16 protein-coding genes and 1 pseudogene are annotated in these 19,645 nt (G+C 70.1%); 5 read left to right on the top strand and 12 right to left on the bottom strand.

Features of this window, described 5'->3' with window-relative positions; all coding sequences use genetic code 11:
* Window positions 1–18 precede the first annotated feature (18 nt).
* On the bottom strand, window positions 19–1,209 hold the full coding sequence (locus OG741_RS28100) for a S8 family peptidase (RefSeq protein ID WP_405602479.1): 1,191 nt from the start codon (window positions 1,207–1,209) through the stop codon (window positions 19–21).
* 176 nt (window positions 1,210–1,385) lie between these two features.
* Between OG741_RS28100 and OG741_RS28095 the strand changes: the two genes are divergently transcribed.
* Together OG741_RS28095 and OG741_RS28090 are read left to right on the top strand one after the other, a co-directional pair.
* A complete protein-coding gene (locus OG741_RS28095; RefSeq protein ID WP_405602477.1) occupies window positions 1,386–2,207 on the top strand; it encodes a Scr1 family TA system antitoxin-like transcriptional regulator in 822 nt (273 codons plus the stop codon).
* Window positions 2,204–2,425 (top strand): DUF397 domain-containing protein, encoded by a 222-nt coding sequence (locus OG741_RS28090; RefSeq protein WP_405602474.1) that lies wholly within the window; start codon window positions 2,204–2,206, stop codon window positions 2,423–2,425. Before OG741_RS28095 ends, OG741_RS28090 begins: the two co-directional genes overlap by 4 nt.
* A 1-nt stretch (window position 2,426) precedes the next feature.
* Here the strand turns inward: OG741_RS28090 and OG741_RS28085 are convergent, their stop codons facing one another.
* The 4 genes from OG741_RS28085 to OG741_RS28070 form a co-directional block, all read right to left on the bottom strand.
* Window positions 2,427–2,696: a DUF1876 domain-containing protein gene (locus tag OG741_RS28085; RefSeq protein ID WP_389372784.1), complete on the bottom strand. Its 270-nt coding sequence runs from the start codon at window positions 2,694–2,696 to the stop codon at window positions 2,427–2,429.
* Complete coding sequence (locus OG741_RS28080) at window positions 2,696–4,060, bottom strand: hypothetical protein (protein ID WP_405602472.1); 1,365 nt, start codon at window positions 4,058–4,060, stop codon at window positions 2,696–2,698. Before OG741_RS28080 ends, OG741_RS28085 begins: the two co-directional genes overlap by 1 nt.
* Window positions 4,061–4,370: 310 nt before the next feature.
* Window positions 4,371–7,469 carry a glycoside hydrolase family 3 protein gene (locus tag OG741_RS28075; protein ID WP_405602469.1) on the bottom strand — a complete coding sequence of 1,033 codons (3,099 nt, stop codon included), beginning with the start codon at window positions 7,467–7,469 and terminating at the stop codon, window positions 4,371–4,373.
* 52 nt (window positions 7,470–7,521) lie between these two features.
* A complete protein-coding gene (locus tag OG741_RS28070; protein WP_405602468.1) occupies window positions 7,522–8,496 on the bottom strand; it encodes a LacI family DNA-binding transcriptional regulator in 975 nt (324 codons plus the stop codon).
* 295 nt (window positions 8,497–8,791) lie between these two features.
* Between OG741_RS28070 and OG741_RS28065 the strand changes: the two genes are divergently transcribed.
* Both OG741_RS28065 and OG741_RS28060 read left to right on the top strand, forming a co-directional pair.
* Window positions 8,792–9,163, top strand: a complete 372-nt coding sequence (locus OG741_RS28065) for a zinc ribbon domain-containing protein (RefSeq protein WP_405602466.1) — start codon at window positions 8,792–8,794, stop codon at window positions 9,161–9,163.
* 112 nt (window positions 9,164–9,275) lie between these two features.
* Window positions 9,276–9,500: pseudogene (locus tag OG741_RS28060) on the top strand (ricin-type beta-trefoil lectin domain protein); the annotation flags it as partial.
* A 28-nt stretch (window positions 9,501–9,528) separates the two neighbouring features.
* Here OG741_RS28060 and cimA read toward each other — a convergent pair.
* From cimA to ureA, 5 genes are all read right to left on the bottom strand, one after another.
* On the bottom strand, window positions 9,529–11,127 hold the full coding sequence (gene cimA / locus OG741_RS28055; RefSeq protein ID WP_405602465.1) for a citramalate synthase: 1,599 nt from the start codon (window positions 11,125–11,127) through the stop codon (window positions 9,529–9,531).
* A 358-nt stretch (window positions 11,128–11,485) separates the two neighbouring features.
* A complete protein-coding gene (locus OG741_RS28050) occupies window positions 11,486–12,094 on the bottom strand; it encodes a TetR/AcrR family transcriptional regulator (protein ID WP_405602463.1) in 609 nt (202 codons plus the stop codon).
* Between the two features lie 75 nt (window positions 12,095–12,169).
* On the bottom strand, window positions 12,170–13,189 hold the full coding sequence (locus OG741_RS28045; RefSeq protein WP_405602462.1) for an agmatine/peptidylarginine deiminase: 1,020 nt from the start codon (window positions 13,187–13,189) through the stop codon (window positions 12,170–12,172).
* A gap of 10 nt (window positions 13,190–13,199) precedes the next feature.
* Complete coding sequence (locus OG741_RS28040) at window positions 13,200–14,882, bottom strand: urease subunit alpha (RefSeq protein ID WP_405602461.1); 1,683 nt, start codon at window positions 14,880–14,882, stop codon at window positions 13,200–13,202.
* On the bottom strand, window positions 14,882–15,568 hold the full coding sequence (gene ureA / locus OG741_RS28035; protein WP_405602459.1) for an urease subunit gamma: 687 nt from the start codon (window positions 15,566–15,568) through the stop codon (window positions 14,882–14,884). The genes OG741_RS28040 and ureA overlap by 1 nt, the downstream gene beginning before the upstream one ends.
* A 130-nt stretch (window positions 15,569–15,698) precedes the next feature.
* On the opposite strand from ureA, the gene OG741_RS28030 reads away from it, so the two are divergent.
* On the top strand, window positions 15,699–17,129 hold the full coding sequence (locus OG741_RS28030) for a cytosine permease (RefSeq protein ID WP_405602457.1): 1,431 nt from the start codon (window positions 15,699–15,701) through the stop codon (window positions 17,127–17,129).
* An 82-nt stretch (window positions 17,130–17,211) separates the two neighbouring features.
* Here OG741_RS28030 and OG741_RS28025 read toward each other — a convergent pair whose 3' ends face one another.
* Both OG741_RS28025 and OG741_RS28020 read right to left on the bottom strand, forming a co-directional pair.
* Window positions 17,212–18,300, bottom strand: coding sequence for a branched-chain amino acid aminotransferase (locus OG741_RS28025; protein ID WP_405602454.1), 1,089 nt, complete (start codon window positions 18,298–18,300; stop codon window positions 17,212–17,214).
* 230 nt (window positions 18,301–18,530) lie between these two features.
* Complete coding sequence (locus OG741_RS28020) at window positions 18,531–19,574, bottom strand: 3-isopropylmalate dehydrogenase (RefSeq protein ID WP_405602452.1); 1,044 nt, start codon at window positions 19,572–19,574, stop codon at window positions 18,531–18,533.
* Window positions 19,575–19,645: the final 71 nt, after the last annotated feature.

Raw genomic sequence — 19,645 nt, 5'->3', positions numbered from 1 at the left:
GCCGCCTGATACCGCGGCTCAGAGGCCGCCGGTGTAGAGGAGCTTGTTGGGCGACCCGGGGCTGACACTGGTCAGGACGTTCCTGGTGGACCAGATGTCCAGCCAGGTCGCGACCTGGTCCGGCGCCGCGGTCGGGTTGATCGCCTTGTAGAGCGCGGCAGCCCCCGCGACATGCGGAGAAGCCATGGACGTGCCGCTCAGGGCGACACTGCCGCCGCCGAGCTTCGCGGAGACGATGGCGGCGCCGGGAGCGTAGAGCGAGACGCATTCGCCGTAGTTCGAGAAGTCGGTCTCCTCGTCGCGGCGGCCGGACGCGGCGACCGTGACCACGCCGTCCGCGGACGCCGGCGAAACATCGCAGGCGTCCGTCGCTTCGTTGCCCGCCGCGACGACCGGCAGGACTCCGCTGTCCGCGAGCGCGGTCGCCGCCTCGTTCACCGTGACGGACTTGTCGCCGCCGAGGGAGGCGTTGAGCACGGCGGGCTGCACGGCGTGCTCGGCCACCCAGTCGAACCCGGCGAGGACTCCCGACCAGGTGCCCGTGCCCTCACAGTCGAGTACGCGGACACTCACGAGCGACGCACCGCGCGCGACACCGTAGGTCGCGCCGCCGACCGTGCCCGCGACATGCGTTCCGTGCCCCTGGCAGTCCCGGCCGCGCAGGCCGTCCCCGACGACGTCATAGCCGTATGTGGCGCGCCCGCCGAACTCGCTGTGGCCGAAGTCGATTCCGGTGTCCAGGATGTACGCGGTGACACCAGTGCCGGTGCCCTTCACGCTGTACCCGGTGCTGAGCGGCAGACGGCGCTGATCGATCCGGTCGAGACCCCAGGACGCGGACGATACGCGCGGCGCACGGACCTCCTCCGTGGGCAGCGCGGTGACCTCGGCGTCCTGCTCGACGGCAGACACACCGGGCGTCGTACGCACCGTCTTCAGCTGAAGCGCGGTGAGCGTGGTGGCGAAGCCGCGCAGTGCGGACTTGTAGGAGTACTGCGACGTCAGACCGAGCTTGCGCACCAGCTCGTCCGGGTCGGCGCTCGCACTGAGCGTCACGATGTAGCGGCCCTTCAGGGCCTTCGCGGAGAGATACAGCGGGGCCGGGCTGGGCGCCGACGGCTCGGCGGACGCGGAGAGCGGTCCGGCGGACATCAGGATGGCGGCAAGGGCCGCGGCGGCAAAGGCTTTGAGCCTCGTTCGGTTTGGCATGCGCACGAGTCAAGCGCGCAAAAATGATCACGGTCAATCACGTACGGTCGCTGTTCGAGCACTTTCAGTAGTGGTTCGATTTACGCCCCCCATGTGGACCGGTGCGCTGAGCCGTACGGCCAGTTCGTACGGCCCGTGACGGGTCAAGCGCACCCCGTGATGGGAAAGGGGCGACCATGCACTCGGCTAAACGGCCCAAGCGGGTCACTTCATGGCACGTCATCGGCGCACAGCTCGCCGTCTTCCGGAACGCGGCACGTTTGACCCAGGCGGAGCTCGCGCGGCAGCTGGGCGCGGGGGAGGAAACGATCGCGTCCATCGAGCAGGGCCGCAGGCCGCTGAAGCTGGACCTGGCGGAGATCCTCGACGAGCTGCTCGAAACGAAGATGGCGCTGCAGACGGCGGTACGGAAGGTGCCGGAGCGGGAGCGGTTCCCGGCGTTCGCGCAGGATTACGTCGGCCACGAGCAGGATGCCCTGACCCTGCTGTCGTACCAGGACCACGTCGTGCCGGGGTTGCTCCAGACCGAGGAGTACGCCCGCGCCGTCTTCTCCTGCCTGTATCCACCCCTGGACGAGGACGAGGTGGAGGAGTGGGTTTCGGCTCGACTTGCGCGGCAGAAGGTCTTCCAGCGCAAGCCCCGAGTAATGGCGAACTTCCTGCTGGAGGAGGTCATGCTGCACCGCCCCATCGGAGGCCGCTCTGTGCTGCGCGAGCAGATCCGGCATCTCCGGCGCTGCGCCGAACTCCCTTTCCTGGGGCTGCAAATCATGCCCACCGACAGGGAGGTCCACGCGGGACTGGCTGGCCCCGTGGTGCTGCTGGAGACGCCCGACCACGACCACCTGGCGTATGTCGAGGGGCAGTTGGTCAGCTTCCTGCATGATGATCCAGACAAGGTCAGTGTCCTTCAGCAGAAATATGGGATGCTGCGTTCGCAGGCCCTCTCCCCCGCGGAGAGCATGGGCATGCTGGACGAACTGCTAGGAGAGTCATGAACTGGTTCAAGTCCAGTTACAGCAGCGACCAAGGTGGAGACTGCGTCGAAGTCGCGTACGACTGGCGGAAGTCCAGCTACAGCGGCAGCCAGGGCGGAGACTGCGTAGAGGTCTCCACCCACCCCCTCGCCGTACACATCCGTGACTCCAAGAACCCCAGCGGGCCCGTCCTCACCGTCGCTCCGGACGCCTGGGCCGCCTTCGTAGCCGAGCGCTGAGTCACGCGCGGAGGTGATCCACCCGCTGGCCGGTGTGGGTCTCGATCTCCGCTGCCGCTTCGTGCAGCAGCCGATGAGTCACCTCGCTGAGGGCACGGGCCACGGCCAGTTCGTCTCCGATGTGCGGGACGTTCTGGTCCGCACGATTACGGTGCGCCGTGCCTTCTCCGAGGATCAGTTCCGAGTTCTGACCACGCAGCCTGGCCTCGGCCTTGGTCAGGTGGTCGTTCTCCGTGATGACGATCTCGACATTCCACTTCTTGGTCTGCATCAGAAGCCACCTCCTCCGTCGAATCCGCCCCCGCCTCCGAAGTCTCCGCCGCCGCCCCAGTCGCCTCCGCCGAAGTCGGAGGAGCTGAAGTCGGCCCCGGAGTAGTCACCGCCGCTGTAGTCGCCGCCGCCGTACTCCGCCGCGTACGCCGGGGTGGAGAGCGCGCTGCCCAGCAGCGTGCCGACGAGCAGGCCGGGCAGGAGGCCGCCGCCGAAGTAGCCGCCCGCCCACGGGCCGTAGGCGGGGCCCGCCTCCCAGTACGGGCGGCGGCCGGACGCCGTGTCGACCGTGCGGGCCATCGGGTCCTCGCCGTCCTCCAGACGGGCCGCGTCGGCGGCGCAGACCGGGACCTCGCGGGGCATGCCGCCACCCGGGACCTCGCGGGGCGTGCCGCCACCCGAGGGAATCCACATCACGTCCGTCGTCGAGGGGCCGTGGCGCGGGTCGAAGAAGCAGGGGGCCCGGCGCTCCGGAATGGCCTCGCCCGTACGGCGGGCGTCCAGGACCGCGAGTGAGAACCGGCCGTCTTCGAGGGCTTGCGTGACGGGGCGTACGTCACTGGGGTGTTCGGCCCCGCCCATCAGGGATTTCGCCCTGTCGTACGAGTCGAGTGCGCGCTCGTAGTCGGCGCGCATGGCATCGTCCGCGCCCTTCTCCGAAGGGTGGAAGTCGAGCCGGTCGAGCTCCTCGCCGAAGGCGGTGATGTCCTCGTCGACGACCACGCGCAGCTTGTCGAGCGCGGCACGCTCCTCGGCGGCCTTCTTCTGGCGCTTGCGGCGGACGATCGTGTACGCGCCCGCGCCGCCGGCGGCCACGACCGCGCCGAGCACGATCAGGGTTCCGTGGTCCGAGCTGTCGTCGGGGCCGGTGCCCCAGGAGGACGGGGCGTTGCCGCGCAGCTGGGGCAGTGCCTGGTCGACGAAGTTGTTCAGCTGGGTCGCGGCGTCGGCGCCGGGGGGCGTCTTGACCGCGGTGACGAGGTTCTGCACGGCCTGGTTGGACATGACGCTGCGGTCCGCGCCCGCGTTGAAGCCGTTGCCGAGGCGGACGGCGTACAGGCCGGTGATGCCGGTCTCGGTGCGGAGGTTGCGCAGGACCGAGTCCGGGGGGAACTCGGCGGCGTTGGGAAGGACGGCCACGAAGAGGGGCTTGTCGGCGTCCTTGATCTTCTGGGTCAGGGCGTCGGCGTCGGCCTTCGACAGCTGGCCGGAGGCGCGGGGATCGACGTAGACCGGGCTCTTCTTCAGCGCTTCGGCCACGGTCTCGGGGCCGGTGGCGGCTTGCGCTTCCGGCGCCGCGAGGAGGGCGGTGGCGGAGAAGGCGAGCAGCAGACCGGACAGTGCGGTGAGCAGCCGGGTCTTCATACTTCGACGCTACCCGAATCAGGGCGAATCCGGACAAGCGCGGGGCTTACGGTCCGGGGACGCGGTGCGCCTGCGGCGGGGCTGTTCCCCACCCCGCCCTCCCCCTACGGCCTGGCGGCCGTGGGAGGTACCCCCATCCCGAGCTGGGGGCGCTGCCCCCGGACCCCCGACGGGGCTTCGCCCCGGACCCCGTATGCGACCTTCGGCCGCATGTCCTCAAACGCCGGACGGGCTGAATGTGCGGCCCAGCCGCACAATCCAGCCCCGCCGGCGATTGAGGCGCGGGGGTCCGGGGGCAGCGCCCCGGGGACTAACCCGCCCTGAACGCCGCCGTCAGCCTCGCCACCGCACCGCTCACCTCACCCCCCAGCGCCAAGTGATCCGCCTCCGCGAACGGCTTCGCCGACGCCGGCGTCACGTGCTGGCCGATCTTCTGCTGGGCGATCAGGCGGGCCTGGGAGACGAGCGCCCGGGCCTCCGGGGAGTCGCCGCGGCCCGCCGCCTCCAGAATCCTTGCCGCGAGGGCGATCGCCTTGAGGGTGAGCTCCCCTCCCGACGGGGGTTTGCGGAGCGTGGTCAGGCCCCAGCCGTAGGGGTACTGCGGGTCGTAAACCGCGTCGCCGACGTTGATCGGCAGCTGGCCCGCCGACTTGGGCCAGGTGACCGGGAGCTGGCCGGTGAAGGGCCGCTTGCCGTAGAGGACATCGGCGACGCCGTCGCCCTCCGTGCCGGGGAGCCAGGAGGCGACGAGCGCGTCGATGTCGCCGAGGCGGCCGCCGATGAGCTGGGGGCGGCCCGAGACGATGAGGACCGCGCACTTCATGGCCCCGCAGACCTTGTCGACCGCCGCCTTGTCCGCGGCGCCGAGCTCCAGGTCGTGGCCGTTGCCGACGTCGCCGATGCCCTCCGCGTACGGGGTTTCGCCGACGACGACCACGCCGACGTCATGGCCGTCCGTCGGCGCGGAGGCGTCCTTGGAGTAGGTGAGGGCCGCGTCCGGTGCGGCCTTCTTCATGGCCTCCAGGATCGTCGTGCCGGTGGTGATCTTTCCTGAGGAGCCCTGCCAGGTGACGGTCCAGCCGCCGGCCTGGTTGCCGAGGTCGTCGGCGTTGGACCCGGCGACGTACACCTTCTGCGACGGCTTCAGCGGCAGCACCGCGCCGTCGTTCTTCAGCAGGACCTGGGACTTGGCGGCGGCCTCGCGGGCGACCGCGCGGTGTGCGGCCGAGCCGACGGTGCCGATGTTGGCGGTGTCCGCGTACGGCTTCTCGAAGAGGCCGAGCGTGAACTTCTGGGTCAGGATCCGGGAGACCGCGTCGTCGATCCTGGCCCGGCTGATGCGGCCCGCGTTCACCTCGTCCTGCAGGGTCTTGTGGAAGTCGGGGTACGCCGTCGGGACCATGATCATGTCGAGTCCCGCGTTCACCGACGTGCGGACGTCACTCGCGTAGTCGCCGGGAATCTGGTCGATCGCCTGCCAGTCGCTGATGACGAAGCCCTTGAAGCCCATGCGGTCCTTGAGCACGCCGTTGATCATCTCGGCACTGGCGTGCATCTTCACGGGGCCCTGGTCGTCGCCGGCGATGTCGAGCGAGGAGTACGAGGGCATGACCGAGCCGGTGCCGCGCTTCACCGCTTCGGCGAAGGGCGCGAGGTGGACCGCTTCCAGCTCCTGACGGGTGACCTTGGTGATGCCCTGGTCGATCGTGTACGAGCCGGTGGCGGACGAGCCGTACTCCGTGCCGCCGTCGCCGACGAAGTGCTTTGCGGTGGTCAGCACCTTGTCGTTGCGGTCGAGATCCTTGCCGGACGGCGGTCCCTGCATGCCCTTGATGACGGTCTCCATGGCGGTGACCAAGGCCGGGTCCTCGCCGAAGGCCTCGTACGAGCGGCCCCAGCGCTCGTCGCGGGTGACGCAGAGGCAGGGGGCGAAGTCCCACGGAATGCCGGTGGCGCGCACTTCCTTCGCCGTCACCGCTCCGGTCTTCTCGGCGACGGCCGGGTCCCGGGTGGCCCCGATGCCGATGTTGTGCGGCATGATCGTCGACCCGATGACATTGTTGTGGCCGTGGACCGCGTCCACGCCGTAGATCAGCGGGATCTGGAACCGCGTTGCCTGGGCGCGCAGTTGGTAGGCGTCGACCATTTTGGCCCAGGCCTCGGGGGCGTTGGGCGTGGGCACCGAGCCGCCGCCGGAGAGCAGTGAGCCGAGGTCGTACCGTGCGATGTCTCCCTGGGACTTGAGGGCGTTGCGCTCGGCCTGGGTCATCTGGCCGGCCTTCTCCGCGAGTGTCATCCGGGAGAGGAGGTCGGCGACGCGCTTCTTCACCGGGAGCCCGGCGTCGAGATACGGCAGTCCGTGGGCGTCGACGACGACCTGCGGGGTCTCGGCCGGGGGCTTGGCGCCGGTGACGGTGAGTTTGAGCGGGATCGTCTCGGCGGACTCGGCCGCGGAGTCCTTCTTGGTGGCGACGGCGACGGTCTTGGACGTACCGGAGACCGATCCGGCAGGGAAGGTGACGGTGCCGGAGGCCGGGGCGTAGTCCGTGCCCGCTTCGGCGCTGCCGCCCTCGGTCGTGTACGCAACGGTCACGGGCTCGTCGATCGGGCCGGAGCCGGTGGTGGCGACGGAGATCTTCACCTGGGCGGTGCCGCCCTCGTCGACCGGGTACACGGCGGCGTCGGTGATGACCTTCGCCTTCAGGGCCGGGTCTGCCTTTCCGTACAGCTCGACGCCGTCCATCGCGAACTTTCCGGGCGCGCCGGGCGGCAGGGTGAGCGCGTATCCCCACATCTCGTTGAGTCCGAGGATCTGGTCGATGCCGCCGACGGGCTGGTAGTCGGCGCGGTAGACGAAGTCGGCGAAGGGGATCTCGACGAGGTGCCAGCCCTCCCAGTCGTCGGTGAACGACGTGGTCCACAGCTCGGACGCCTCGCCGTTGGCGCCGCCGTCCTTGAGCTCGAAGTTGATGCGCTTGCCGGAGCCGGGCGGCAGGGGTGCGGTGTTCTGGCCGTACCACCAGAAGCGGATGCCCTTGTGAGCCGTCCAGTCGTGGGCGGGCTTGTCGAAGGCGAAGTCGTGGGTGAGTCCGCCCCAGCCGCTGATGTCGTAGCTGCCTTCGAGGACCTTGGCGCCATCGGGGGCGTCGGCTCGCTCCTTGAGCTCCAGCCTGGGCTGGTCGTCGGCGTCACTGCCCCAGGTGAAGATGCCCTCGGCGGGCGGGTTCGCGAAGGGGACCTCGCCCTCGAATCGGTCGACGGCGACGGGGGCGGGGTCGTCGGCGGCGGCACTGGGGACGGCGGCGGCCAGCAGACCGGCGAGCACGGCGGTCGCGGCGAGCACCGCGGTTGTGGTCCTGGTTCCGGTTCCGGCTCTGCTTTTGAAGCGCGTGCGGGTGCGGGGTGGCATTGCGGCTCCTTCGTAGGTCATGACGCAGGAACAGGTCAGGCGCGGCGACAGGTCAGGGCGCGGAGCGGCGGACGACCAACTCCGTGGGGAGGACGACCGGTTCGTCCGGCGCCGGGGTGCCGCCGAGGTGGGCGAGCAGCATCCGCGCCGCCGTTTCTCCCATCTCCCGCATGGGCTGGCGCACGGTCGTCAGGGGCGGTTCGGTGTGCTGCGCGACGGGGAGGTCGTCGAAGCCGACGACGGCGATGTCGTCGGGCACGCTCCGGCCGGCGGCACGCAGGGCTCTCAGCACGCCGACCGCGCTGAGGTCGTTGTGCGCGAAGACCGAGTCGAAGGGGGTGCCGTCGGCGAGGTGCCGTTCGACAGCGAGCTGTCCGGAGAGCTCGGTGAAGTCGCCCTCGGCGATCGTGCCGGTCGGCAGGACGTCCCGGAAGCCGTCCAGCCGGTCGCGTACGCAGCCGAAGTGGCGGCGGCCGGTGACGATCAGCGGGCGGGTGCGGCCCGAGGCCAGCAGATGCCGGGCCGCGGAGGCTCCGCCCTCACGGTTGGTGGTCGCGACGGAGGGGAATTCGGGGTGGTGGCCGCGGTCGTCGATGAGGACGACCGGGAGGCCATCGCGGTGCATCGCGGTGATCGTGCCGAGGGTGTTCTCCGGTTCGATCACGAGCAGTCCGTCGAAGGCGCGGGCCGAGACCTGGCTGGTGAAGCGCTCGACGGACTCGGCGCCGCGGTTGCAGGTGAAGAGCAGCAGCCCGTAGTCGGCGGCCTCGACGGTGTCGACGACTCCCTGGAGGACCTCGCCCATCCAGGGCCAGGTCAGCGGGGGCGTCAGCATTCCGACCGTACGGCTGGTGCCGCGGGCCAGGCCGACGGCGCCGCTGCTGGGCACATAGCCGAGGCTTGCGATCACTTCACGAACACGGGAAGCCGTCCCGGAGTCCACCTCGCCCTTGGTGTTCAGGACGCGGGACACGGTGGTCTTGCTGACCCCCGCCTCACGTGCGACGTCGGCGATCGTGACTCGCATCGGGGCCTCCGCGTCTAGATCTTGGGCGCGTGCTGGAACCGGTCCCGGAACCGGTTCCGGGGTCTGGGCGGTGAGTTAACCCCTGGCGAAGAGTGCCGTCAATACTTAACACCGAGATTGGTCCGAACCCAACCCTCAGGCGGACCACGGCCGTTACGCGTTCAGGTCCTGAATACACAAGCCATTGATGGCCGCAACAAGAACACCCCCTCGGCCACCCGCCGTCTCACGCGGAGGACGAAGAAGGGAGCACTGCCATGCCGCGCATGTGAACCACTGCATCAGCAGGGAGATTGTGTCCGTCGCGCAACGCACCGGTCGCGGAGTGGCTGTCGAGGAACTCGACGGGATTCGCGAGCGGGTACGGCTTCGACGCGACCAGCGGAGCACCCTCTCATCCTGGGCCTTCCACCAGCTCGGGCAGCATCTCGCCTACAAGGCCCGGCGGGCCGGGGTGCCGTTCCTCGAGGTGGACGCGGCCTACACCTCGCAGCGCTGTCCGCGCTGCGGGCACACCGAGAAGGCCAACCGGCCTACTCGGGACCACTTTTCGTGTCGTCGGTGCGGGCTCGCTGGGCCCGCCGACGTCGTCGCCGGGGTCAACGTGCGCGATCGCGCACGCTCGGCGTGGGCATTCGTCACCATGCCCGTCCCCGCCCCGACGTAGCCGTGTGCGAGGAGATGCGACCCGTGACCGTCCTGCCGTAGGGGACAGTCGGGAGCGCGACAAGGTGTGAACGCAACCGAGCACACAAGCCCGGCCGTTCACGGCCGAGAAGGTGACTCACGCCTCGACCCCACACACGACGCGCAAGGTCCAGCTGTACGGGTGCAACGGCTCGGGCGCGCAGCGGTGGCGGTGGCAGGCGTCCACCGGTGACCTGGTGAACGCCCCGGCCGACAAGTGCCTTGACGTGACCGGCAATTCATCGGCGAACGGGGCCCGGGCGCAGATCTGGTCGTGCACCGGAGCCGCCAACCAGAAGTGGCGGCTCCAGACCTGAGCCCCGCAGCGCTGAACCTGTCCAGCCGCTACTCGGCGGGCTCGACCCCGGCGCGCAGCAGGCCGTAGGTGTACGCATCCTCCAGTGCCTGCCAGGAGGCGGCGATGACATTGTCGGCAACGCCGACCGTGGCCCACTCGCCGCCTCCGTCGCCCGTGGTGATCAGGACGCGGGTGGTGGACTCGGAGCCGTGGCGGCCTTCGAGGATGCGGACCTTGTAGTCGATCAGCTCCAGCTTGGCGAGCTGCGGATAGATCTTCTCCAGCCCGACCCGCATCGCCCGGTCCAGCGCGTTGACCGGGCCGTTGCCCTCGGCGGTGGCGACGATGCGCTCGCCCTTGGCCCACAGCTTCACCGTGGCCTCGTTGGCGTGCGTGCCGTCGGGGCGGTCCTCGACGATGGCCCGCCAGGACTCCGTACGGAAGTAACGGCGCGCCCGGCCCTCCGCCTCCTCGCGCAGCAGCAGCTCGAAGGAGGCGTCCGCGGCCTCGTAGGTGTAGCCCTTGAGCTCGCGCTCCTTGACCCGCTCGACGACCCGGCCGACCAGCGCGCGGTCGCCGCCGAGGTCGATGCCGAGCTCTTTGCCCTTGAGCTCGATGGAGGCGCGGCCCGCCATGTCGGAGACGAGCATCCGCATGGTGTTGCCGACCTGCTCGGGGTCGATGTGCTGGTAGAGATCGGGGTCCACCTTGATGGCGGAGGCGTGCAGCCCGGCCTTGTGCGCGAAGGCCGAGACCCCCACATAGGGCTGGTGGGTCGAGGGCGTGAGGTTGACGACCTCGGCGATGGCGTGCGAGATACGGGTCATCTCGGCCAGCGCGCCCTCGGGCAGCACCTTCATCGCGTACTTGAGCTCCAGCGCGGCCACGACCGGGAACAGGTTGGCGTTGCCGACGCGCTCGCCGTAGCCGTTGGCGGTGCACTGGACGTGCGTCGCGCCGGCGTCGACGGCGGCGAGGGTGTTGGCGACGGCGCATCCGGTGTCGTCCTGGGCGTGGATGCCCAGACGCGCGCCGGTGTCCGCGAGGACGGTGGAGACGACGGCCTGGATCTGGGCCGGGAGCATGCCGCCGTTGGTGTCGCACAGCACGACGACATCGGCGCCCGCGTCGGCCGCGGCGCGGACCACGGCCTTGGCGTACTCCGGATTGGCGCGGTAGCCGTCGAAGAAGTGCTCACAGTCCACGAAGACGCGGCGGCCCTGTTCGCGCAGGTGGGAGACGGTGTCGCGGACCATCTCCAGGTTCTCTTCGAGGGTGGTGCGCAGGGCGAGCTCGACATGCCGGTCGTGCGATTTGGCGACCAGGGTGATCACCGGAGCGCCCGATTCCAGGAGGGCCCTGACCTGGGGGTCCTCAGCGGCCCTGGCGCCGGGGCGGCGGGTGGCGCCGAAGGCGACGAGCTGGGCGTGCTGGAAGGTGATCTCCTGCTGGGCGCGGGAGAAGAACTCCGTGTCCCGGGGGTTGGCACCGGGCCAGCCGCCCTCGATGAAGCCCACGCCGAATTCGTCCAGGTGCCGGGCGATGGTCAGCTTGTCCGCGACTGTGAGGTTGATGCCCTCGCGCTGGGCTCCGTCGCGGAGCGTCGTGTCGAAGACATGGAAGCTGTCGTCGGTCTCCGTGGTCATGGCTGAGTTGACTCCTGTCGGATTCGTGGCTCCGGAAGTTCTGGCTCCACTTGCCCCCATCTTCGCGCGGTTCGCTCCTTGGCCGGGGTGGGGCCGTAAAACGAAAAAACCTCTCGCGGGTGCGAGAGGTCTGCGCGCGGGTCTGGGGCACGGTGCCGCTGCCGCGGGGGGGTTACTGTCCACGGGTCAGCGGTCACTGCGGACCGGCGCGCTCTTGCCGATAATCATGGCGAATGAGAGCACGGTGGCAGTTTGCCACAGCCGGGGCGGGTGTGGACGACAGTCTCACGATGCGGTCACCCACGCGCCGGGGCCGCACATTTCAGCCCCGTCCGGCGAGGACATGCGGCCGAAGGTCCTACGCTCCCGGGAAGAGCGAGTCGTCGAGGAACTCCCTCACATGGGCCAGAACCTGGGGCCGCCCGGTGCCCGGTATGCCGACGGCGACATGCACGCTGAAGCCGTCGAGGAGGGCACGCAGACGGGCGGCGTAGCGGTCGGCGTCGACCGCGCGGAACTCGCCGCGCGAGATCCCCTCGGCGAGCAGCGCGACCAGATCCCGGTGCCAGACCCCCTCGATGGCGGCCTGGCGGGCCCGCGCGTCGGCGTCGGCGCTCTGCGAGCGGTTCCAGACTTCGAGCCAGAGCGTCCAGTGGGGGTCGCGCGGTCCGTCGGGCACGTACAGCTCGACGTACGCGTCGAGCCGCTCGCGCACCGGGCCCTGCCGGGAGAGCAACGCGCCGCGCTCGGCGCCGAGGCGGCCCTCGCTCCACTCCAGTGTCTGGAGCAGCAGTTCGTCCTTGGTGCGGAAGTAATAGAGCAGATGGCCGCTGCTCATCCCGACCTCCCGCCCGAGCCCGGCCATCGTCAGCCCGTCGAGCCCGCGCTCGGCGATGGTGGCCATGGCGGCTGCGAGCACGGACTCTCTGGGCGGCGCGATATTGCGACGGCGCGGGGCGGGGGTCATAGGGCGGCAACCGCACTCAGGAACACGTTCACCCGTATGTTCTACCGGATCGCGAACCGCCAGGAGGGCGGACGATCAGACCCTCGGCTGCTGCTGCGTGATGCAGTGGATGCCGCCGCCCCCGGCGAAGATCGTCCGGGCGTCGACCAGCGTGACCGTACGGTCCGGATAGAGCCTGCGGAAGATGCCCGCGGCGATCTCGTCGCGCGGGTCGTCGAAGGAGCACAGCACCACACCCCCGTTGCAGACGTAGTGGTTGATGTAGGAGTAGTCGGTCCAGCCGCCGTCGTCGTCCCGTGTGACCGTGGGCGCGGGGACCTCGATGATCTCGATGCGGCGGCCGCGTGCGTCCGTCTGGAGCTGGAGCATCTCCACGTTCTCCTTGCAGAGCTCGTGGTCGGGGTGGGCGGGGTCCGGCTGGGTGTGGGCCACTATGACGCCAGGACCGGCGAAGGCGGCGACGATGTCGACGTGGCCCAGGGTGCCGAAGCCGTGCGGCGGATAGTCGGCACTCAGGCCGCGCCGCAGCCAGATCGCCTTGGTCGTGCCGAGCTTCCCGTGGATCTCGGCCTCGACCTCGTCCTTCGTCCAGCCCGGGTTGCGCTCGGGGCCCAGCTGCACCGTCTCCGTGAGCAGCACCGTGCCCTCGCCGTCGACGTGGATGCCGCCGCCCTCGTTGACGAGGGGCGAGCCGTGCACGGGCACCCCGGCGAGGTCCGCGACATGGCGGGCGATCTTCGCGTCGTGGTCCCAGCTGGCCCACTGCTGCGCGCCCCAGCCGTTGAACACCCAGTCCACGGCGGCCAGTTGCTTCCCGTCGGTGACGAAGGTCGGGCCGATGTCGCGCATCCACGCGTCGTCCAGTTCCCGCTCGACGAGGTCGATGTCCGGGCCGAGGAGCGCGCGGGCCTGCGCCGCCTGGCCGGGCCCGACGACCATGGTGACCGGTTCGAAGCGGCGTACCGCCTGGGCGACGGACGCCCAGGCGTGGCGGGACTCGGCGAGGTCGTCCCCGGTGAAGGTGACGTTCGGGCCGGGCCAGGCCATCCAGGTGCGCTCGTGCGGGGCCCACTCGGGCGGCATACGGAAGGTCATCGGTGATCCCTTACAGGAAGTAGAGGCGGTTGAGGGAGATCGAGTCGGCGGGCTCGGACCGCAGCGGTTCGCCGTCGAGCGTGACCAGGCCGGTGCGGCCGTCCACCCCCACGTCGCCGGTGCGGGAGTTGAGCCACAGATCGGCGGGGCCGATGCCGCGGGTGCCGCGCACCGCGACCCGGCGGCGGCGCGTCGGCATCATGTCGGACCCCAGTTCGGTCGCGGCCCCGGCGACGAAGGCGACCGAGATGTCCGCGGCCGTGGCTCCGTACGACCCGAACTGCGGCCCCAGGACGAGTGGTTCACAGGTGTCGGTGGCGGCGTTCGGGTCGCCCGTAACCCCGTACGCCGGGAAGCCCGACTTCAGTACGAGCTGCGGCTTCGCCCCGAAGTACTGCGGCTTCCACAGCACGATGTCCGCGAGCTTGCCGACCTCGATGGAGCCGATCTCGTGGGCGAGCCCGTGCGCGACGGCGGGGTTGATCGTCAGCTTGGCTATGTAGCGCAGTACGCGCGCGTTGTCGTCGAAGGCGCCGTCGCCCTCCATCGGGCCCAGCTCGGCCTTCATCTTCCCGGCCATCGCGAAGGTGCGGCGTACGGTCTCGCCCGCGCGCCCCATGCCCTGCGCGTCCGAGGACGTGATGCCGATCGCGCCGAGGTCGTGCAGTACGTCCTCCGCGCCCATGGTCCCGGCCCGGATCCGGTCGCGGGCCATCGCGGCGTCGCCGGGAAGGTCGGTCTTGAGGTCGTGTACGGAGACGATCATCCCGTAGTGCTCGGCGACGGCGTCCCGGCCGAAGGGCAGGGTCGGGTTGGTGGAGGAGCCGATGACGTTCGGCACACCGGCCATCTTGAGCACGTTCGGTACGTGGCCGCCGCCGCAGCCCTCGATGTGGAAGGCGTGAATCGTACGGCCGTCCAGGACCTTCAGGGTGTCCTCGACGGACAGGCATTCGTTCAGGCCGTCGCTGTGCAGGGCGACCTGGACGTCGTACTCCTCGGCCACCCGAAGTGCGGTGTCGAGGGCGCGGGTGTGCGCGCCCATGTCCTCGTGGACCTTGAAGCCGGACGCGCCGCCCTCGGCGAGCGCCTCGACGAGCGGCGCGTCGTTCGAGGACGAACCGCGGGCGAGGAAGCCGATGTTGACGGGCCAGGCGTCGAAGGCGTTGAAGGCGTGCCGCAGGGCCCAGGGCGAGTTGACGCCGACGCCCCAGACCGGCCCGAACTCCTGGCCGATGACGGTGGTGACGCCGGAGGCGAGCGAAGCCTCCATGATCCGCGGCGAGAGCAGATGGACATGCGTGTCGACGGCACCGGCGGTGGCGATCATGCCCTCGCCGGGGACGATCGCGGTGCCCGTGCCGACGACGACGTCGACGCCGTCGAGGGTGTCGGGGTTCCCGGCCCGCCCGATGGCCGCGATACGGCCCTCGCGGATGCCGACGGACACCTTGCGGATGCCCTGCACGGCGTCGATGACCAGCACGTTGCTGATCACGACATCGCAGGTCTCCCGTACGGCCGCGGCCTTGAGGTGCAGTCCGTCGCGCGCGGTCTTGCCGAAACCGGCGAGGAATTCGTCGCCGTGCTTCTGGGCGTCCGACTCGACGCGGACGACGAGTCCGCTGTCGCCCAGGACGACACGGTCCCCGGCGCGGGGGCCGTGCACGGATGCGTACTCGTACGGGTCCATCAGGTGCCCTCCGCGCCCAGGTAGCCGCAGGCCGCCGCGCGTCGCAGGGCCTCTTCCTTCGCGCCCGGCCCGTCCAGCGGGCCGTCGACCAGTCCGGCGAAGCCGATCGCGATCCGGTCGCCGCCGATGGGCAGCAGGCCGACCTCGGCCTCGCCGCCCGGGTCGAAGCGGACGGAGGATCCGGCGGGAACGCACAGGCGCATGCCGTAGGCCGCGGCCCGGTCGAAGTGGAGCCGGGGGTTGGCCTCGAAGAAGTGGAAGTGCGAGGTGACGCTGACGGGGACGGCCGCGGTGTTGCGCACGGTGAGCCGCAATGCGGGCTCGGGCTCGGCATCCGCGGGGCCGGGTACGAGGGCGCCGGGTGCACCGGCGCCCAGACCGGCGCCGCCGATGGGGTCGGAGACCACGGCGAGCCGTGATCCGTCGTCGAAGACGGCCTCCACATGGACCTCGCTGACCACGTCCGCCACACCGGGAAGCACGTCGTCGGGGCCCAGCACGCCGCGCGCGGCCTCGATCGCCTTGGCGAGCCTGCGTCCGTCGCGCGCCGCCTCGCAGACGGTGTCCGCGATGAGCGCGGTGGCCTCGGGGACATTGAGCCTCAGGCCGCGGGCCCGGCGGGCCCGCGCAAGTTCGGCGGCGCCGAAGATCAGCAGCCGGTCCCGCTCGGTCGGGGTCAGTCGCACGTCACCACACCTCCAGTTCGAACGACACTCTAACGTCGAGTTTCCGTTCACGGAAGCATTGACGTACCACCATCGCCTCAGTCACATTGAGCGTCACTCAAAGAGTCGCCGACCGAGCAGGGAGTCCCCCATGCCGATAGAACAGCGCGGAGTCGACACGATCCCCGACGAAGAGCGCACAAGTGGGCCCCGCGACCTCGTGTCGATCCTTCTGGGCTCCAACCTCTGCCTGGGCGTCATCGTCTTCGGCTGGCTGCCGCCGTCCTTCGGGCTCGGCCTGTGGCCGTCGGTGACCGCGATCGTCATCGGCACGCTGGCCGGCATCCTCGTCACAGCGCCGCTCGCCCTGATCTCCCTGCGCACGGCGACCAACCTCTCGACGTCCAGCGGCGCCCAGTTCGGCGTACGCGGCAGGCTCGTCGGCTCGGTCGTCGGCCTGCTGCTCTCGCTCGGGTACACGGCCCTCACGCTGTGGATCGGCGGCGACGTCATGGTCGGCACCCTGTCCCGGCTGATCGGCTTGCCCGAGGGCGGAGCGACCCGCGCCCTGATGTACACGCTGCTCGCGGGCTGCACCGTCGTCGCCGCGATCTACGGCTACCGGCTGCTGCTCCGCCTCAGCAAGGTGCTCTCCATCGGCATGGTCGCCCTCCTGCTGCTCGGCGTCTTCGCCTACGCGGGCGACTTCACCACGGCCGCGCCGCCCGACACCCCGTATCTGCTCGGCTCTTTCTGGCCCACATGGCTGCTCGCGGCCGTCGCCGCCGGGCTCAGCGGCCCGGTCGCCTTCATCACGCTGCTCGGCGACTACACGCGCTACATCTCACCGCGCCGCCACAGCACCCGCACGGTGTACTGGGCGAGCTGTCTCGGCCTCCTGCTCGGCCTGCTGGTGCCGCAGCTGTTCGGTACGTACACGGCGCTCGCCGCCCGCGCGGGTCTCGAGTACGCCGGGCCGCTCGTCGACGCCGCGCCCTTGTGGTACCTGGCGCCGCTGCTTCTCGCGGCCTCGGCGGGCTCCGTCGGCAACGCCGGTCTGATGCTGTACTCGATGGGCCTCGACCTGGACGCGATCCTGCCGAAGGCCACCCGCACCAGGGCCACGGTGATGGCCGCCGTCGTCGCGACCACGTTCGTGTTCCTCGGCTCGTTCGCCTGGGACGTTCAATCGGCCATGACCTCCTTCGTACTGCTGCTGACCGCCATCGGCACCCCCTGGGCGGTCATCACGCTGATCGGCTACGTGCGCTGCGGCGGCCGGTACGACCCCGACGCCCTGCAGGTCTTCAACCGCCGCGCCCGGGGCGGCATCTACTGGTACCGCGCGGGCTGGAACGTCAGCGCCACGGCGTCCTGGGCCCTGGGCGCGGCGGTCGGCCTGGCCGCGGTCTCCACGACCGTCTACGAAGGCCCGTTGCTCGCCCTGACCGGCGGGGTGGACTGCAGCTTCATCCTCTCGGGCCTGGTCGGCGGACTGACCTACCTGCTGCTGACCCTGCGGGCTCCGGCCACGGCCGCGGTCGCAGCGCCGGAGATGTCCACGGTCGAGGCGTCCGTCTGACGCCGGCGCCCCCAGGACGACGAAGGCCCGCCACCGGTGTGAACCCGGGGGCGGGCCTTCGTACGTACAGCGGAAGCCGACGTCAGCCCAGCTGATGGGTCCAGCCGTGGATGTCCTCCGCCTTGCCGGTCTGGATGTCCAGAAGTGCCTTGCGCAGCTTCAGCGTGACCTCGCCCGGCTGCCCGCCGGACTGCTTCCACTCGCCGCTCGCGGACTTGACCAGGCCGACCGGGGTGATGACCGCGGCCGTGCCGCAGGCGAAGACCTCGGTGAGCGTGCCGTTCTCGGTGTCGGCCTTCCACTGGTCGATGGAGACGCGGCCCTCCTCGGACTTGTAACCGAGATCCTTGGCGAGCTGGAGAAGCGAGTCACGGGTGATGCCGGCGAGCAGCGAGCCGGTGAGCTCGGGGGTCACGATGCGGTTCCCGTACACGAAGTACAGGTTCATGCCGCCCAGTTCCTCGACCCACTTGTGCTCCACGGCGTCGAGGTAGGCGACCTGGTCGCAGCCCTTCGCGGCGGCTTCGGCCTGGGCGAGCAGCGACGCGGCGTAGTTGCCGCCGGTCTTGGCGTCGCCCATGCCGCCGGGGACGGCGCGCACGCGGTCCTCGGACAGCCAGATGGAGACCGGCTTGACGCCGCCGGGGAAGTAGGCGCCGGCGGGCGATGCGATGACGATGAAGAGGTACTCGTTGGCCGGGCGCACGCCCAGGCCGACCTCGGTCGCGATCATGAACGGGCGCAGGTACAGCGACTCCTCGCCGCCGTGTGCGGGCACCCAGGCGCTGTCCTGCTGGACGAGCGCGTCACAGGCCTCGATGAAGGTCTCGACCGGCAGCTCCGGCATCGCCAGGCGGCGGGCCGACCGCTGGAAGCGCTCGGCGTTGGCCTCCGGGCGGAAGGTCACCACGGAGCCGTCGGGGCGGCGGTAGGCCTTGAGTCCCTCGAAGATCTCCTGCGCGTAGTGCAGCGTCATATTGGCCGGATCGATCGACAGCGGCGCGTAGGGGACGAGCTGCGCGTCGTGCCAGCCACGCCCCTCCGTCCACTTGATCGTCACCATGTGGTCGGTGAAGTGGCGGCCGAATCCGGGGTTGACCAGGATCGCCTCGCGCTCCGCGTCGGACAGCGGGTGCGAGGAGGGCTTGAGCTCGATCGTGGGCGTCGTCATGAGTGCAGTGTCCTTCACCGGTTGTTGTGACGGACCGCGCTCACGCCGCTGCGACTGCTAGGACGTCCGAGCTTTCCCGCATGCCGCGGCCCGCGTTCGATTATCGCCCGCGGGGCTCCGTGCACGAAACGGGGTGAATGCGGTCCAGGGATGAATGGTGGCACCCGGAGGCCGCACAGGAGAAGCCGCCGGGTGCGGTTGCGACCCGGCGGCTTGGTGGAAGCGTCGGGTCAGCGCGCTACTCGTACCGCGAGCGCGTCGCCGATCTCGTCCGTCGTGCGGACCGTGCTGCCGTCGCGTTCCGCGAGGTCGGCGGAGACGGCCTCCTCGATACGCACGGCCTCGGCCTGGAAGCCGAGGTGGCGCAGCAGGAGGGCGACGGACAGGATCGTGGCCGTCGGGTCGGCCTTGCCGGTGCCCGCGATGTCGGGCGCCGAGCCGTGGACAGGCTCGAACATCGACGGGAAGGTCCCCGTCGGGTTGATGTTGCCGGACGCGGCCAGGCCGATACCGCCGGTCACGGCAGCGGCGAGGTCCGTGAGGATGTCACCGAAAAGGTTGTCGGTGACGATGACGTCGAAGCGCTCCGGCTGGGTGACGAAGAAGATCGTCGCCGCGTCGACGTGCAGATAGTCGGTGGTGACCTCGGGGTATTCCGTGCCGACCTTGTCGAAGATGTTCTTCCACATGTGGCCGGCGTAGACGAGGACGTTGTTCTTGTGGACCAGCGTCAGCTTCTTGCGGGGGCGGGCATTCGCCCGCTCGTACGCGTCACGGACGACACGCTCGACACCGAACGCCGTGTTCAGGCTGACCTCGGTGGCGACTTCGTGCTCGGAGCCGGTACGCAGCGAACCGCCGTTGCCGGTGTACGGGCCCTCGGTGCCCTCGCGGACGACGACGAAGTCGATGTCGGGGCGCCCGGCCAGCGGGGTCGCGGTGTTGGGGAACAACTTCGACGGACGCAGGTTGACGTAGTGGTCGAAGGCGAAACGGAGCTTGAGCAGCAGCCCGCGCTCCAGCACACCGGACGGCACGGACGGGTCGCCGATCGCGCCGAGCAGGATCGCGTCGTGGTTCTTGAGCGAGTCGAGCTCGGCGTCGGGGAGGGTCTCTCCGGTGCGGTGCCAGCGCTGGGCGCCGAGGTCGTACTCCTTGGTCTCCAGCTTCACATCCTGCGGGAGGACGGCCGTCAGGACCTTCAGGCCCTGAGCCACGACCTCCTGGCCGATGCCGTCACCGGGGATCACTGCGAGATTGATGCTGCGAGACATGTCGGCACCCTAACTCCGCGTCCCACCCCATGACACTTGATGTCCACCATCTGGACGACCCGGGCTCCACG

It is taken from the genome of Streptomyces sp. NBC_01410, assembly GCF_045040195.1.
In the GTDB taxonomy this organism is placed as follows: domain Bacteria; phylum Actinomycetota; class Actinomycetes; order Streptomycetales; family Streptomycetaceae; genus Streptomyces.
This window is presented reverse-complemented; position numbering and strand designations above follow the sequence as displayed.